17 protein-coding genes and 1 tRNA gene are annotated in these 13,190 nt (G+C 68.0%); 7 read left to right on the plus strand and 11 right to left on the minus strand.

Going from position 1 to position 13,190, the window contains the following annotated elements; genetic code table 11:
* Window positions 1-139: 139 nt before the first annotated feature.
* The 3 genes from ACFVDI_RS27355 (at window position 140) to ACFVDI_RS27365 (ending at window position 2,939) form a co-directional block, all read left to right on the plus strand.
* Window positions 140-1,003: a DUF1524 domain-containing protein gene (locus tag ACFVDI_RS27355; protein WP_378912053.1), complete on the plus strand. Its 864-nt coding sequence runs from the start codon at window positions 140-142 to the stop codon at window positions 1,001-1,003.
* Between the two features lie 150 nt (window positions 1,004-1,153).
* Window positions 1,154-2,341, plus strand: coding sequence for a hypothetical protein (locus ACFVDI_RS27360; protein WP_378912054.1), 1,188 nt, complete (start codon window positions 1,154-1,156; stop codon window positions 2,339-2,341).
* A complete protein-coding gene (locus tag ACFVDI_RS27365; protein WP_378912055.1) occupies window positions 2,334-2,939 on the plus strand; it encodes a class F sortase in 606 nt (201 codons plus the stop codon). The genes ACFVDI_RS27360 and ACFVDI_RS27365 overlap by 8 nt, the downstream gene beginning before the upstream one ends.
* On the opposite strand, the gene ACFVDI_RS27370 is transcribed toward ACFVDI_RS27365, so the two are convergent.
* Together ACFVDI_RS27370 and ACFVDI_RS27375 are read right to left on the minus strand one after the other, a co-directional pair.
* On the minus strand, window positions 2,936-3,238 hold the full coding sequence (locus ACFVDI_RS27370; RefSeq protein WP_050801030.1) for a co-chaperone GroES: 303 nt from the start codon (window positions 3,236-3,238) through the stop codon (window positions 2,936-2,938). The genes ACFVDI_RS27365 and ACFVDI_RS27370 overlap by 4 nt on opposite strands.
* A gap of 54 nt (window positions 3,239-3,292) precedes the next feature.
* A complete protein-coding gene (locus tag ACFVDI_RS27375; protein ID WP_008363370.1) occupies window positions 3,293-3,550 on the minus strand; it encodes a DUF3618 domain-containing protein in 258 nt (85 codons plus the stop codon).
* A gap of 82 nt (window positions 3,551-3,632) precedes the next feature.
* Between ACFVDI_RS27375 and bcp the strand changes: the two genes are divergently transcribed.
* Window positions 3,633-4,097: a thioredoxin-dependent thiol peroxidase gene (gene bcp / locus ACFVDI_RS27380; RefSeq protein ID WP_378912056.1), complete on the plus strand. Its 465-nt coding sequence runs from the start codon at window positions 3,633-3,635 to the stop codon at window positions 4,095-4,097.
* A gap of 48 nt (window positions 4,098-4,145) precedes the next feature.
* Here bcp and ACFVDI_RS27385 read toward each other — a convergent pair whose 3' ends face one another.
* The 3 genes from ACFVDI_RS27385 to ACFVDI_RS27395 all read right to left on the minus strand — a co-directional run bounded on the left by ACFVDI_RS27385 (window position 4,146) and on the right by ACFVDI_RS27395 (window position 5,218).
* The gene (locus ACFVDI_RS27385) at window positions 4,146-4,541 is read right to left on the minus strand and encodes a hypothetical protein (RefSeq protein ID WP_328527172.1); all 396 of its coding nucleotides are present in this window, start codon (window positions 4,539-4,541) and stop codon (window positions 4,146-4,148) included.
* Between the two features lie 110 nt (window positions 4,542-4,651).
* Window positions 4,652-4,733: transfer RNA gene (locus ACFVDI_RS27390), tRNA-Leu, on the minus strand.
* Between the two features lie 50 nt (window positions 4,734-4,783).
* Window positions 4,784-5,218: a DUF805 domain-containing protein gene (locus ACFVDI_RS27395; RefSeq protein ID WP_378912057.1), complete on the minus strand. Its 435-nt coding sequence runs from the start codon at window positions 5,216-5,218 to the stop codon at window positions 4,784-4,786.
* A 92-nt stretch (window positions 5,219-5,310) separates the two neighbouring features.
* Between ACFVDI_RS27395 and ACFVDI_RS27400 the strand changes: the two genes are divergently transcribed.
* Entirely contained in the window at window positions 5,311-5,910 is a 600-nt protein-coding gene (locus ACFVDI_RS27400) for a Maf family protein (protein ID WP_378912058.1), read from the plus strand.
* Here ACFVDI_RS27400 and ACFVDI_RS27405 read toward each other — a convergent pair.
* From ACFVDI_RS27405 to ACFVDI_RS27430, 6 genes are all read right to left on the minus strand, one after another.
* Entirely contained in the window at window positions 5,867-6,463 is a 597-nt protein-coding gene (locus ACFVDI_RS27405) for a GtrA family protein (protein WP_378912059.1), read from the minus strand. The two genes, ACFVDI_RS27400 and ACFVDI_RS27405, sit on opposite strands and share 44 nt — an antisense overlap.
* 80 nt (window positions 6,464-6,543) lie before the next feature.
* On the minus strand, window positions 6,544-7,722 hold the full coding sequence (locus tag ACFVDI_RS27410) for an acyl-CoA dehydrogenase family protein (protein ID WP_378912060.1): 1,179 nt from the start codon (window positions 7,720-7,722) through the stop codon (window positions 6,544-6,546).
* Window positions 7,723-7,789: 67 nt separating this feature from the next.
* The gene (locus ACFVDI_RS27415) at window positions 7,790-8,677 is read right to left on the minus strand and encodes a carbohydrate ABC transporter permease (RefSeq protein WP_378912061.1); all 888 of its coding nucleotides are present in this window, start codon (window positions 8,675-8,677) and stop codon (window positions 7,790-7,792) included.
* Window positions 8,674-9,699, minus strand: a complete 1,026-nt coding sequence (locus ACFVDI_RS27420; RefSeq protein ID WP_378912062.1) for a carbohydrate ABC transporter permease — start codon at window positions 9,697-9,699, stop codon at window positions 8,674-8,676. Before ACFVDI_RS27420 ends, ACFVDI_RS27415 begins: the two co-directional genes overlap by 4 nt.
* Window positions 9,700-9,703: 4 nt before the next feature.
* The gene (gene ngcE, locus ACFVDI_RS27425) at window positions 9,704-11,113 is read right to left on the minus strand and encodes an N-acetylglucosamine/diacetylchitobiose ABC transporter substrate-binding protein (RefSeq protein WP_378912063.1); all 1,410 of its coding nucleotides are present in this window, start codon (window positions 11,111-11,113) and stop codon (window positions 9,704-9,706) included.
* 50 nt (window positions 11,114-11,163) lie between these two features.
* Window positions 11,164-11,928, minus strand: a complete 765-nt coding sequence (locus tag ACFVDI_RS27430; protein ID WP_378912064.1) for a sugar isomerase domain-containing protein — start codon at window positions 11,926-11,928, stop codon at window positions 11,164-11,166.
* A 112-nt stretch (window positions 11,929-12,040) separates the two neighbouring features.
* On the opposite strand from ACFVDI_RS27430, the gene ACFVDI_RS27435 reads away from it, so the two are divergent.
* Both ACFVDI_RS27435 and ACFVDI_RS27440 read left to right on the plus strand, forming a co-directional pair.
* Window positions 12,041-13,003, plus strand: a complete 963-nt coding sequence (locus ACFVDI_RS27435; protein ID WP_378912065.1) for an N-acetylglucosamine kinase — start codon at window positions 12,041-12,043, stop codon at window positions 13,001-13,003.
* A gap of 66 nt (window positions 13,004-13,069) precedes the next feature.
* A partial coding sequence (locus ACFVDI_RS27440) for a biotin carboxylase N-terminal domain-containing protein (protein WP_378873178.1) occupies window positions 13,070-13,190 on the plus strand: 121 nt, incomplete at its 3' end.

Here is a 13,190-nt window from a genome sequence, read left to right on the forward strand (position 1 = left end):
GGCTTGAAGCCTTGGCCCGGGATTCGTTCTGGGGTGAGCCACCGGGCGGCGCGCCTGCGTGCCGACCGCCGCGGGATCCGACAAAGTTACGCCGCCCCCGATGCTCCCCAGAGCTCTTCCCCAACTCTCTGGAGTCCCCATGCCGCGCCCGTTGGCAACCCTGCTCACCGTCGTACTCCTCTGCGCCGGTTGCGCCGAGATCTCTCCGCCCGACACCGCCGTCCAGGCCGGATACGGCGCCGAGAGCGGGGAGGAGGTCAGCCTCCCGCTGACCGAGGCCGTCGCGAAGCTCCCGGTCGCCAAGGAGGTCACCTCCGGTTATGAGCGGGAGAAGTTCAACCACTGGGTCGACGCCGACGGCGACTGTCAGGACGCCCGTGACGAGGTGCTCCTCGAGGAGTCGAGGAAGAAGGCACGCGGCAGGTGCGAGGTGAGCCGGGGCGCCTGGCTCTCCACGTACGACGGCGTCACCCTCAAGCGCCCCGGCGGCCTCGACATCGACCACATGGTCCCGCTCAAGGAGAGCTGGGAGTCCGGCGCCGACGCGTGGAGCGACGAGGAGCGGGAGGCGTACGCCAACGATCTCGGCGACCCGCGCGCCCTCATCGCCGTCACCGCCGCGACCAACCGCAGCAAGGGTGACCAGGACCCGGCCGACTGGATGCCCGACGCCACCAGCTACCACTGCACGTACGTCGCCGACTGGGTCGCCGTGAAGATCCGCTGGGGTCTCTTCGCCGACCGTGCGGAGAAGGCCGCGCTGAAGAACATCGCCGCCGGCTGCGACGACCCCGTGGTCACCGTACGGCTGGCCCGCGGCGGGACCTCCGACGGCGACGCCGGCCAGGGCGAGGTGCCCGCGGGCGAAACCGGCGAGGACCCCCGTTTCGACACCTGCGCCAAGGCGGCTGCGAAGGGCTACGGCCCCTACCGGAAGGGGCGCGACACCGAATACGAGTGGTATCGCGACGGCGACGGTGACGGCACCGTCTGCGACCGCTGATTCCGCTCTGCAGAAGCGGGCTACTCGCCCGTAACCCTCGTTGCCCCTCCACGTTGAGTGTGACGAATCTCAAAGGGAGGGGAGAAGTACGTGCGCACAACACTCATCGCGCGAGGAGCCGCAGTCGCGGCCGCAGCTGCCATGGTTGCCTTGTCAGCCGCACCCGCGAGCGCCGCGACGGTGTCGCAGGCGTCCGCAACCGCGCTGAGCCTGGAGCTCGCCGGCACCGGGGCGAGGGACACCGGCACCTATGCCGTCACCAACAACGGCTCCACCGAGTCCGCCAAGGGCACCAACGAGCCGCTCATCACCGCGCTCGGCGGGCAGAAGGCGATCCACGCCGGCACCCTGGCCCAGGACGCCGTGGCCACCAAGGACGCCACCTCGGCCGCCTGCTCCGGCCTCGCCGGAGACGGCGCGACCGTGGTCGCCGTGGGATCCGGCGACTGCCTCAGCGGCGGCGACAACATCTCGCTCGACGCGGCCAGCCTCGACTTCGCCGACGTCGAGCTCGTCTCGTCCGGCCTGTTCCAGGGTGTCGACCGGCAGCTGATCACCGAGCTCGAGAAGGTCGGACTGAGCCAGACCAAGGTCACCGACCCGCTCTCGAAAGCGCTGAAGGATCTCCTCGCAGCGATGGGTGACCCCGGCCTTCACCTCGACCTCGGGGCGGTGCAGAGCAGCTGCACCGCCGACAAGGACAAGGCGTCCGGCGACAGCAGCCTGGCGAACAGTCGGGCCTACATCACCGTCCCGACCGTCGGCGACGTCACCCTGGTCGACCTTCCTGTCGACCCCGACGTCAACCAGAAGGTCGTCACCGACCTGACCGGCGTGACCGACGCGATCCTGGATGCCCTGCGCACCCAGTTCACCAAGGCCTTGAACGGCGCCCTGGCCCCGGCCAACGGCGGGCTCGACCAGCTTCAGACGCAGGTGCTCGACACGGCCCTCGGCCAGATCCAGTCGCAGCTCGCGCCGCTGGAGGAGAATGTCCTCGACATCACCCTCAACGCCCAGAGCACCTCTCCGGGCGCGATCACGGTGACCGCGCTCGATGTGAAGGTCCTCCCGGCAGCCCAGGAGTTCGTCGGCGGCAGCCTGGCCCACCTGACCATCGGCACCAGCAGCTGTGGCCCGAACAGCCCGATCTCCAAGACGGTCAAGAACCCGCCGAAGGCGGACAACCCGCCGGCTTCGGTCCCGACCGTCGTGACCGCCGGGGTGGAGAGCTACGACGACGGCAGCGCCGGTCGCATCGCCCTCGTCACCCTGCTGCTCCTCGCTGCCGCGGGCGCCGGCGTGGCGACGTACGTCCGCATGTTGCGGCGTGGCTGAGACCGCAACTGACTCGCCGCCGCGGCTTGCCGCGGCGGCGAGCGGCCTGTGGACCTCGCTGGTCGTGCTCGCAGCGGCGATGGTGCTCGCCGGGCTGGTGTGGCCCAGCGGCAGCGCCGCGGTGGAGGTGCCGCCGGGCGCCCCGCAGCGACTCGAGCTGCCCGGGCTGAACACCAAGGCCAGGGTCGTCCCGATCCGTCTCGACGGCGAGGTGCTCGACCCGCCACGCAACCCGCGCGAGATCGGCTGGTGGGTCGGCAGCGCCAAGCCCGGCTCGGCCCAGGGTCAGACGGTGGTCACCGGCCACACCGTGCACACCGGTGGCGGCAGCCTCAACAAGCTCGACCACATCGAGGAGGGGCAGGAGGTCGACATCGTCACCAAGGACGGAACCTTCCAGCACCAGGTCGACTCCGTCGAGGTGCTCAGCCGCAAGGAGCTGGCCGAGCAGGCCCAGCGCATCTTCGGTCAGGACCACGGCGACGGCCGGCTGGTGATCATCACCTGCACCGACTGGAACGGCTCGTCCTACGACAGCAACATCGTCGTGATGGCGCACCGGTTCAACGCCTTGCCCCGCGTGCAGAAGAAGAGCTAGAGGTAGAGGCCGGTCGACTCGTCGGCGATCCGTTCGGCGGCGACGGCATGCACGTCGCGCTCGCGCATCAGGACGTAGACCTCACCGGCGACCTCGACCTCCGGCTTGTCGTCGGCGTCGAAGAGGACCCGGTCACCGATCTCGACCGCGCGCGCGTGCGGGCCGACCGCGACCACACGGGACCAGGTGAGCCGCCGTGCCGCGCCCATGGCGGCGGTCGCCGGGATGACGATGCCGCCCGATGAGCGGCGCTCGCCGGCGTCGGACCCGACCTCGACCAGCACCCGGTCGTGGAGCATCTTGATAGGGGTCTTGTCGGTCACGTTCCGTCTTGCCTTGCCGGTGGGGAGTGGTCAGTTGACCTTGGTGATCTTACGCAGCGTCGCCATGAGCAGGACGGTGCCCACCACCCCGCCGACGGTCTTGGCGATGTTGCCCATCCTCGGCTCGCCGGAGACCGGGTCGACGTAGACCGCCTTGACGGCCGCCACCTGGCGCTGAACGATCGTCTTCGGGCTGCCCCGGTAGATCAGCTCGTCGATGGTGCCTGCGAGCCGCTCGCGGATCTCTTCGATCTCGGACTCGAGCGAGGAAGTCTGGTCCTTGGACATGCGCAGACCTTAGCAACCGGCGTACGTCCACGGCGTGCTCCACCGCTGCGGTTCGCCTGGGAATGTTCGCTAGGTTGGCACCATGACGCGTCTCGAGCCGGGCGATGTTGCCCCCGACTTCACTCTTCCCGACGACACCGGCGCGGAGGTCTCGCTCAGCAGCCTCCGCGGCCGCAAGGTGATCGTCTACTTCTACCCCGCCGCGATGACCCCCGGCTGCACCAAGCAGGCCTGCGACTTCACCGACTCGATCGACTCGCTGAAGGCCGCCGGCTACGAGGTCGTCGGCATCTCGAAGGACAAGCCCGCCAAGCTGGCGAAGTTCCGCGAGCGTGACGGGCTCACCATCACCCTGGCCTCCGACGAGGACCTCTCGGTGCACAAGGCGTACGACGCCTACGGCGAGAAGAAGCTCTACGGCAAGGTCGTCGAGGGTGTGATCCGCTCGACGTTCGTGGTCGACGAGGAGGGCAAGATCGAGGTCGCGCAGTACAACGTCAAGGCGACCGGTCACGTCGCGAAGCTACGTCGCGACCTCGCTGTGTGATTTGCGATTGCTTCGCAATTCGCGCAGCGCTTCCGCTTGACCCTCGTCTTACTTCTCGGTGGGCGGAGGCGGAGGAGGTACGTCCCCCGGGATCTCCTTGGGAGGCTCGACGACCACGGGGCCGGTGCCGGCGCTCCACTTGGCACCGGTCTCCTTCAGCCACTCACCCGCGTGGGCGGCGACCTCGGTGGCCGCCGCGCCGACCTGGAGCAGGCCGGAGATCGCCTGGTTGCGCGGTGAGTCGGCGTCGGGAGCCGACGCCATCTCGGCCCGCTTGGCCTCGATCTGCGCCTTGAACTCGCCGGCCTTCTCGATGGTCTTCTCGCCGCCGGTGACAAGGTGAGGTGCCGACTTCACCTTGGCGTCCTCGACCGCAGGCTTGGCGCCTTCGACGCCCTTCTGGACGCCATCGCGCCAGTTGGACGCGTTGTCCTTGAACGACATGACTTCATCCCTCTCTGGATGGGGTGTTGTTCTTCCATCCTTGAGGGTCAGGTACCCGTTGTCCATGGGGATCGCCCCTGGTCTGCCCCGGGCAGTACCCGGACTCTGTGTGCCGAAGGCGGGACTTGAACCCGCACGTCCTAAGACACAGGAACCTAAATCCTGCGCGTCTGCCTATTCCGCCACTTCGGCCGAGCGGCGATCAGTCTAGAGACTGATCGCCGCTCGTGGTTAGCCGCCGGTCAGGCGACGTTGTACTTGTCGCCCTCGGCCTTCTCGGGCAGCGCCCAGAAGACGATCAGCACGATGACGCCGACACAGGTCAGGTAGAGCAGCTGCCACCAGCCGGAGCGGCCGGTGTCGTGGAGGCGGCGGGCGCCGACGGAGAGCTGCGGGACCAGGATGGCGAGCGCGAAGAGCGACCCGACGATCGTGCCGGCGGTCGAGTCGGCGCCGAGGATCAGGTTGATCGCCATGTTCACGACGAAGGTGAACAGGATCGCCCACCAGAACTCGGACCGGCTGGCGCGGCCCTCGAAGGAGGCGTACTTCTTGAAGAAGCGCGCGATGGCGTCGCGGGGCGACGCGCCGCGGAGCGGCTGGCTCAGCGGAACTTCGCCCACGGGACCAGCGCCGTACGGCTGCTGCGGGGGCGGGGGCGGCGGGTAATCCGTCACGTCGGATTTCTCCTCGTTGAGATGGGTTGGATGTGCGAAACCTAGTCGGGACGGACTCCGAGGTAAAGGACCGCTACCCCTAGGGTGGAGCCATGACCACGCTGGTCCTTGCCTCCAAGTCCCCCGCCCGGCTGCAGACGCTGCGCAGCGCAGGTGTCGAACCTGTGGTGATCGTCTCCGGCGTCGACGAGAGCGTCCTCGACGGCCTCGCGCCGACCGAGCTCGCCCTGGGGCTCGCCGAGCTCAAGCGTGACGCGGTCGCCGGTCATCCGGACGTCCCTGACGGGGCGCTCGTGCTCGGCTGCGACAGCGTCCTCGAGCTCGACGGCAAGGCGCTCGGCAAGCCGAACGACCCTGAGGAGGCGATCGAGCGCTGGCGGGAAATGCGGGGCCGTAGCGGCGTACTCGTCTCCGGGCACGCGCTGACCGACACCGCGACGGGCCGACAGGTGTCGCAGACCGCGGCCACGACGGTGCACTTCGCCGAGGTGAGCGACGAGGAGATCGCGGCGTACGTCGCGACCGGTGAGCCGCTCCACGTCGCCGGCGCGTTCACGATCGACGGGCTCGGCGGAGCGTTCGTGACCGGGATCGAGGGCGACCACCACAACGTGGTCGGGCTCAGCCTGCCGCTGCTACGCGACCTGCTCAGCCGGCTCGGTCACGCGTGGCCCGCTCTGTGGAACCGCTGACCCGCTCGGGGGCCAGCATGACCGTCTTGTCGTCGGTGAAACCGAGGGCGGCAGCCTCCTCCTCGACGCTGCCGTAGACCTGCGTGTAGCGGATCGGGCGGCCGAAGACGAACTTCCGGAACAGGAAGAACCGGGCGATCTGACCCAGCAGCACGCCGACCACGTTCGCCGACAGGTTGTCGGCGATCGCGCTGTCCCAGCCGAACACGCTGCGGGTGACGTAGAGACACGCCACCGGCAGCAGCATGGTGACCGCGTTGATCACCACGTAGGCCGTGAAGCCGCCGTCGGGATGGTCCGAGACCCGGTGCCGGAAGGTCCAGCGACGGCTCAGGTCATAGCTGATCAGCATGCCGACCGTGTTGGCGATGATGTAGGCCGGGATGGGCTGCCCGTTCATCGGGCCGGCCCCCATGAAGAAGCCGTGGACCAGTCCGTTGAACAGCACGAAGGCGACTGCTGTCGCGATTCCGCCGACCATCATGAAGCGGACCACCTCTCCGAAGAGGCGGGTGCGACGCAGCCGTCCCAGCAGCTGTCCCCCGAACACCATGGAGCCACAGTAAACGGTCAGCGGTGAGATGGCTCTTGATTACTTCCCGCGGTTTGTTCAGTACGCAGTAAGATCCGCACTCACTCCACGGGTAGACCGAGGCCTCGTGCGATCAGCATGCGCTGCACCTCGGAGGTGCCTTCCCCGATCTCCAGGATCTTGGCGTCGCGGTAGAAACGGGCGACCGGGTACTCCTCCATGAAGCCGTAGCCGCCGAAGATCTGGGTGGCGATCCGGGTCGCGGTGACGGCCGACTCGGTGGCGTACAGCTTGGCGGCGGCAGCGGCCTGCTTGAACTCCTTCATCGTCACCGAGCCCGAGTCGAGGCCGGACTTCATCGCGGCGGCCTCGTACGTCAGCAGGCGCGAGGCACGCAGCATGACCTCGAGGTCGGCGATCTGGAAGGCGACGCCCTGCTTGCGACCGATCGGGCCGCCGAATGTCTGCCGCTCCCCCGCGTACTCCAGCGCCATGTCGAGACAGGCCTGGATGCAGCCGACCGCGAGCGCGGCGATCGCGACGCGACCGTCGTCGAGGGTGGCCAAGAACTGGGCGTAGCCGCGGCCGCGCTCCCCGAGGAGGTGGTCGGCCGGCACCCGGGCGCCGTCGAAGGAGAGCGGGTGGGTGTCGGAGGCGTGCCAGCCGAGCTTGTCGTAGCCCTTCTCGGCGGTGAACCCGGGCGTGCCCGAGGGGATCATGATGGTGCTGATCTCGGGCTTGCCGTTCTCCCGCGTGCCGGTGCGCGCGGTGACGGTGACGACCGAGGTGATCGAGGAGCCGGAGTTGGTGATGAACTGCTTGGAGCCGTCGACGACCCACTCATCACCGTCGAGGACGGCCTTGGTGGCGGTCGCGCCGGCGTCGGAGCCGGCCCCCGGCTCGGTCAGCCCGAACCCGGCCAGCTTCTTGCCCGCCACCAGGTCGGGGAGCCAGCGCTCCTTCTGCTCGTCGGTGCCGTAGGTGAGGATCGGGTTGATGCCCAGGCCGACGGCGGCCTCGAGCGTGATCCCGATCGACTGGTCGACGCGGCCGAGCTCCTCGATCGCGACGCAGAGCGCGACGAGGTCACCCTCGCCCCCGCCGTACGCCTCGGGGGCGGTCAGGCCGAAGAGGCCCAGCTCACCCATCTTGTGGACCACGTCGACGGGGAAGTGGTGGTCGCGGTCCCACTGCGAGGCATGGGGCGCGATCTCCTTCTGGGCGAAGTCACGGACGACAGCACGCAACTCTTCGTGCTCGGGCTGGAGAAAAGCGGTCACGCACTCCAGGTTAGCGCTTATTAACCTGGAGTGCGAGACCCGCATCACATCCGACCGGAAACCACCCTCATCGGAAGGTGCCTGTCGACACCGTTCCGGCGATCCGCCGCTGGAAGATCAGGTAGACGACCAGCACCGGGAGCACGGTCATCACCACGCCGGCGAAGAGCGCGCCGAAGTCGACGTTGTAGCCGGCCTGCGACGAGAACGACGCCATCCCCTGGGTGAGCACCCAGTTCTCCCGCTGGGTGTTGAGCGCCACGGGCAGCAGGAACTGGTTCCACAGCCCGAGGAAGTTGAAGATCGCCACGCCGGCCATCCCGGGCGCCGCCATCGGCAGCATGATCTGGAAGAACGTGCGCCACTCCCCCGCACCGTCCATCATCGCGGCCTCGTAGACGTCGTCGGGCAGCGTCTTGAAGAAGGCGTAGAGGAAGAAGACGGTGAACGGCAGCGCGTAGGCGACGTACGTCAGGATCAGTCCTGGCAACGTGTTGAGCAGCCCGAAGCCCTGGAGCACGAAGAACAGCGGCACGATGACCAGGAAGACCGGGAAGGTCAGCCCGCCGAGCATCGAGTAGTAGATGAAGGTGCGCCCGAAGAACTCGAACCGGGCCAGCACGTAGGCGCACATCGCCCCGAGCAGCATCACCAGCACCAGCGCGGTGCCGACGACCATGACCGTGTTGAAGAAGTACGTCCCGATGCCGGCCTTCGTCCAGGCGCTGGTGTAGTTCTCGAAGCTCCACTCCGCCGGCAGCGAGAACGGTGAGGACAGGATCTCCTTGGACGTCTTGAACGAGGAGAGCACCACCCAGCAGAACGGCACGATGACGATCACCGACCACAGGATCAGCATCGTGTGCGAGGTACCGGCGACCAGCGCGTCGCCGGGCGTACGCCGCTGGCGATCCGCGCGGGCAGCGACGGGCTTGTCCAGAGTGACAGTACTCATCGGCGTACGTCTCCCTTCTTGTCCCGCCCGCCAGCGAAGTGGAAGACGGCGAAGACCAGGGCGGCGAAGAGCAGCGTGACCAGGGCGAGGACGACGCCCATGGAGGTGGCGTAGCCGAACTGGCTCTTCTTGAAGGCGGTGTTCATCAGGTGCTGGCTCATCGTCAGCGTGCTGTTGGCAGGACCGCCGCCGGGGGCGAGGGCGGCCATGAACACGTAGGCATCGAGGGTGAGGATGCCCAGGTAGATGTAGGCCGTCTGCACGTTGTCGCGGATCGAGGGCAGCGTGATCGACATGGCGGTGCGGAAACGACCGGCACCGTCGATGCGGGCGGCCTCGTAGATCTCCGCGGGGACACCCTTGATGGCGGCCACGAAGAGCACCGTGTAGAAGCCGATGTTGGCCCAGATCATCACGAACATCGAGGCGGGCATCGCCGCCCGCACCTCACCGAGCCAGGCGTAGTCCTTGAACCCGTCGAGGCCGATGCCGGTGAGCATGCCGTTGAGCAGGCCGGCAGCCGGGTCGTAGACCTGCGCCCAGAGCAGACCGATGACGACGGCCGGGACGGCGTAGGGGAAGAACGAGACGACCCGGTAGAAGCCGGATCCGTTCAGGCCGCGGACCTGGCCGGTGCTGGGACCGGCGGTGGTCACCACCACCGCGATCGCCAGCGCGGCCACGAGCGTCACCAGGGGCACCACGATCGTGAGAAGTACGTTGTTGCGCAGCGCCTTGAGGAACGTCTCGTCGTCGAGCAGCTTGGCGTAGTTGTCCAGGCCGACGAAGTTCATGACCGGGGAGAAGCCGGTCCAGTCGGTCAGCGAGTAGAAGAGGGCCTGCCCGATCGGGACCACGACGAAGATGACGAAGACCGCGACCGGCAGGCCGAGGAAGACCGTCATGAACAGTGCCCGGTCGAGGGTGAGCTTGCGTCGGCGCCGGCCGGGGGCGGCCCCCCAAGGATTCTCCTCGGAGAGGCCGCCCGCCGTCACCGCCATCGTGGTGGATGGGTCCGGCATGGTGTCAGGAAACCTTGAGCTTCTCGATCGAGGAGTCGTCCGCGACCTTGTCGAAGATGCCCTGGACGGCCTTGGTCAGGCCCTTGACGTCCAGGTCACCGGAGAGGAAGGAGTTCCACACGACCAGCTCGTCGGCGTTGGTGCCGTAGTAGTCGTAGAACTGGAAGTTGAAGGTGTTCTCGCCGGCGGCGTCGAGCATCGCGCTCTGCGACTTCAGCGCCGCGGAGCCGAAACCGTCGGCCGGGATGGTGTCCTTGACGATGGTCGGCGCGAGCTTCGTCTTCGCGAAGTTGGTCGCGGCCTCCTTCGACAGCATCGCGCGGAGGATCTCCTTGCCGCCGGCAGGGTTCTTCGCCTTGCTCGGGACGATGAAGGCCTCACCGGCCGCGGCGCGAACGGCCTCGTACGGCAGTGCCGGGCTGTCGCTGAGGACGAACTCCGGGATGCCGGTCATCTCGAAGCCTTCCTTGGTGGCGTCCTTCATCTCGTTCTCGATCCAGCCACCGCTGGGGTAGAGGAGCGCCTGCTGGTCGTTGGACCACTTGGCCTGCGCGGCGGTGAACTGGGTGCCGGCGCCGCCCGGGATGAACATGTCCTGGCTGACCATCTCGCCGAGCTTGCCCAAGATGTCCTGGATGACCTGGTGGGACCAGATGCCCTTCTCGAGGTTCTCGAGACCGAGGCGCACCTCGTCGCCGCCCTCCTTGGCTGCCGAGTCGATGACCAGGGTGCGGTAGTAGGTCGCCGCCTCCTTGCCCCAGGTCCACAGGTACTTCTTCTTGGCCTTGGCCTTGGCACCGAGGTCGAGCGCCTCGTCCCAGGTCTTCGGCGCGGTCCAGCCGTTCTCCTCGAAGAGCGAGGCGGAGTACCACACGCCGTAGAGGGTCATGACGTAGTTGATCGCCACGAACCGGTCGCTGTAGGTGCCGGGCACCTTCACGTTCGGGTAGAGGGTGTCCTCGATCTTGACGCCCTCGTAGCTGTCGGCCTCGAAGACGTCGTCGAGCTCCTCGAGCTGGGCGGCGATCGAGCTGAAGCCGATCAGGTCCGCACCCGAGTTGTCGATCAGGTCCGGGGGCGTGCCACCGACGAAGCGCGGCTGCAGCTCCGTGGCGATCTTGGTCGTGGCGCTGACCTTGAGGTTGGCGTCCGCGAACTCCTTGCCGACGATGCCGGCGGCGAACTCGACGTAGTCGTAGCCGTAGCCACCGTCGAAGATGACCGCGTCGACGGTGCCGTCCTTGGCCATGCCGAACGGGTTGGAGGCGGACTTGGTGCCACCGCCGGAGTTGTCGGTGTCGCTACCGGGTGCGCCACACGCGGCGAGCGCTCCGGAGAACGACACGAGCGCCGCGCCGGCGAGGGTGCCGCGCAGAAGGGTCCGGCGGTCGAGCCGGTGAAGCTGCTGGGACATCGTGCTGCCTTCTTTCGGGTGGGTTCCTCTTTACTTCTTCTTACGGGGGTTCACGCCATGCTTCCGATGCGCTCGCCGTAGCGAGCCTTCAACGCATCGTTGTGCTCATCGCCACCCGGGATATTGGCGGAGAGATAGAGGGGCGGAGTCTCGCCGGCTTCCTGGATCCGCGCGGCGGTGCCGAGGGTCAGGAGCTGGGCGATGTAGGCCGCCGTGATGGAGGAGACGGCGCCGGCGAGGACGCCGCCGTCGCCGCCGACGGGCACCGTCGCGTCGCCGAAGGGGGCCAGGTTGTCGATCACCACGTCGGCGATCTCGGCCAGGCGCTTGCCGCTGGGGTGCTTGGGGGTGACCGCGTTGGTGTGCTCGAGGCTGGTCACCGCGATCACCTTGTGGCCCTCCTCCTTGGCCCGCAGCGCGATGCCGACGATCGAGCCGTTGACCCCGGAGTTGGACGCGATCAGGAAAACGTCCTCGGGGTGGAACTCATGGAGCTCCCAGAGCTCGTTGGCGATGTTGGTGTCACGCTCGAGCAGACCGCCCTTGAGGTCGCTCGCCGGACGGTCGCCCTTGAGGACCGTGTCCCGCAGAGCGATGGCGTGGGTGGGGATCAGCCCACCGGCGCGCCCGGCGATCTCCATCGCGAACGCCTGCGAGTGGCCGGTGCCGAAGGCCTGCAGCACGCCGCCGTTGCGGATGCTCGTGACCATCGCCTCGACCGCCTCGTCGAACCCACCGGACTGGGCGATCGACTGCAGCTCGGACAGGCGTGTGCGAACCTGCTCGTCGAAGGCTCCGAACACGTCTCTGGTCAATTAGTCCACCCACCTAGCAAACTCGCGCCGCGACTGTATGCCGAGGCCTGCGCTCGAAAACTATTTGGAGAGAGTACGCCTGGCAATGGTTTTCTGTTACGAAACGGTGTCAATGAATAACAACTACTTGGGACTCGACGCTGGAGGCACCAGCACTCGCGCCGTCGTGGTCTCCTCAGATGGGCACTGCCGAGGCGTCGGGAAGGCCGGCAGCGGCAACCCGACCTCCGCCGGCGTCGAAGCCGCCACGGCGGCGATCCGGGATGCGGTCACCCAGGCCGTGACCTCCGCGAAGGCCGGTCTGGTCACCGGCGCCGCCCTGGCGGTGGCCGGCGCCGGCGACCCCGACCACCGGGCGGCGATCGTGGCCGCCCTCTCCGGGCTGGTCGCGAGCGAGCCCGTCTTCGAGTTCGATGTGCTGGCTGCGTACTTCTCGGGGACGGCGGCTCCCGACGGCTATGTGCTGCTCTCCGGCACAGGAGCGTCGGCGGTGCGGGTCGAGGACGGCCGACTGGCGGGCATCTCGGACGGGCTGGGCTGGCTGCTCGGCGACGTCGGCTCGGGTTTCTGGCTGGGCCGGGAGGTCGTACGTGCCGGGCTGGCGCCGCTCGACGGGCGGGGCGCATCCACGGCGTTGACCGGCCTGCTTCTGGACCGGCTCGGGATCGCGGTCGACGAACGTCGCCAGGGCGGCCGGACCGTGACACTCGTCGCGGCGACCGCGGCGCTCTACGCGATGCCGCCGCTGCGACTGGCCGACTTCGCGGCGCTCGTCTTCACCGCTGCGGGGTCCGGCGACGAGGTGGCCGCGGGCATCCTCGACCGGGCAGCGGCCGGGTTGGCGGAGACGCTGGCGGCGGTGCGTACGCCTGAGATCGAAGGGCCGCTGGTCGCTGCCGGAAGCGTCCTGGCCCGGCAGCCGGACTTCGCCGTCAAGGTCGCTCCCGGGGCGGTCGTCGCCACCGACGGACTGGCCGGAGCGGCGGTGCTGGCACTGCGTCACGGGGGCGTGCTCGTCGACGACGCGACCTACGCACGGGTAACCTCGTCGCTCGCCCAGCTGACCGGAGTGTGACAATCGTTACTACGGCTGCCTGAAGCCAGGCCGGATGGCCTCCCCTAGCATGTCCTTGCATTCACGATGGAGGAGTTCTCGTTGAGCAAGCCACTGACAAAGGTCCTGATCGCCAACCGCGGTGAGATCGCCGTCCGAGTGATCCGCGCGTGCAAGGACGCCGGCATCGGCTCCGTAGCGATCTACG

Source organism: Nocardioides sp. NPDC057767 (genome assembly GCF_042798275.1).
In the GTDB taxonomy this organism is placed as follows: Bacteria; Actinomycetota; Actinomycetes; order Propionibacteriales; family Nocardioidaceae; genus Nocardioides.

Coding starts and splice junctions, on each gene's coding strand:
- ACFVDI_RS27355 (WP_378912053.1), top strand. CDS start 140: ATGCCGCGCCCGTTGGCAACCCTGCTCACCGTCGTACTCCTCTGCGCC.
- ACFVDI_RS27370 (WP_050801030.1), bottom strand. CDS start 3,238: ATGCTCCACGACCGGGTGCTGGTCGAGGTCGGGTCCGACGCCGGCGAG.
- ACFVDI_RS27375 (WP_008363370.1), bottom strand. CDS start 3,550: ATGTCCAAGGACCAGACTTCCTCGCTCGAGTCCGAGATCGAAGAGATC.
- bcp (WP_378912056.1), top strand. CDS start 3,633: ATGACGCGTCTCGAGCCGGGCGATGTTGCCCCCGACTTCACTCTTCCC.
- ACFVDI_RS27385 (WP_328527172.1), bottom strand. CDS start 4,541: ATGTCGTTCAAGGACAACGCGTCCAACTGGCGCGATGGCGTCCAGAAG.
- ACFVDI_RS27400 (WP_378912058.1), top strand. CDS start 5,311: ATGACCACGCTGGTCCTTGCCTCCAAGTCCCCCGCCCGGCTGCAGACG.
- ACFVDI_RS27405 (WP_378912059.1), bottom strand. CDS start 6,463: ATGGTGTTCGGGGGACAGCTGCTGGGACGGCTGCGTCGCACCCGCCTC.
- ACFVDI_RS27415 (WP_378912061.1), bottom strand. CDS start 8,677: ATGAGTACTGTCACTCTGGACAAGCCCGTCGCTGCCCGCGCGGATCGC.
- ACFVDI_RS27420 (WP_378912062.1), bottom strand. CDS start 9,699: ATGCCGGACCCATCCACCACGATGGCGGTGACGGCGGGCGGCCTCTCC.
- ngcE (WP_378912063.1), bottom strand. CDS start 11,113: ATGTCCCAGCAGCTTCACCGGCTCGACCGCCGGACCCTTCTGCGCGGC.
- ACFVDI_RS27435 (WP_378912065.1), top strand. CDS start 12,041: ATGAATAACAACTACTTGGGACTCGACGCTGGAGGCACCAGCACTCGC.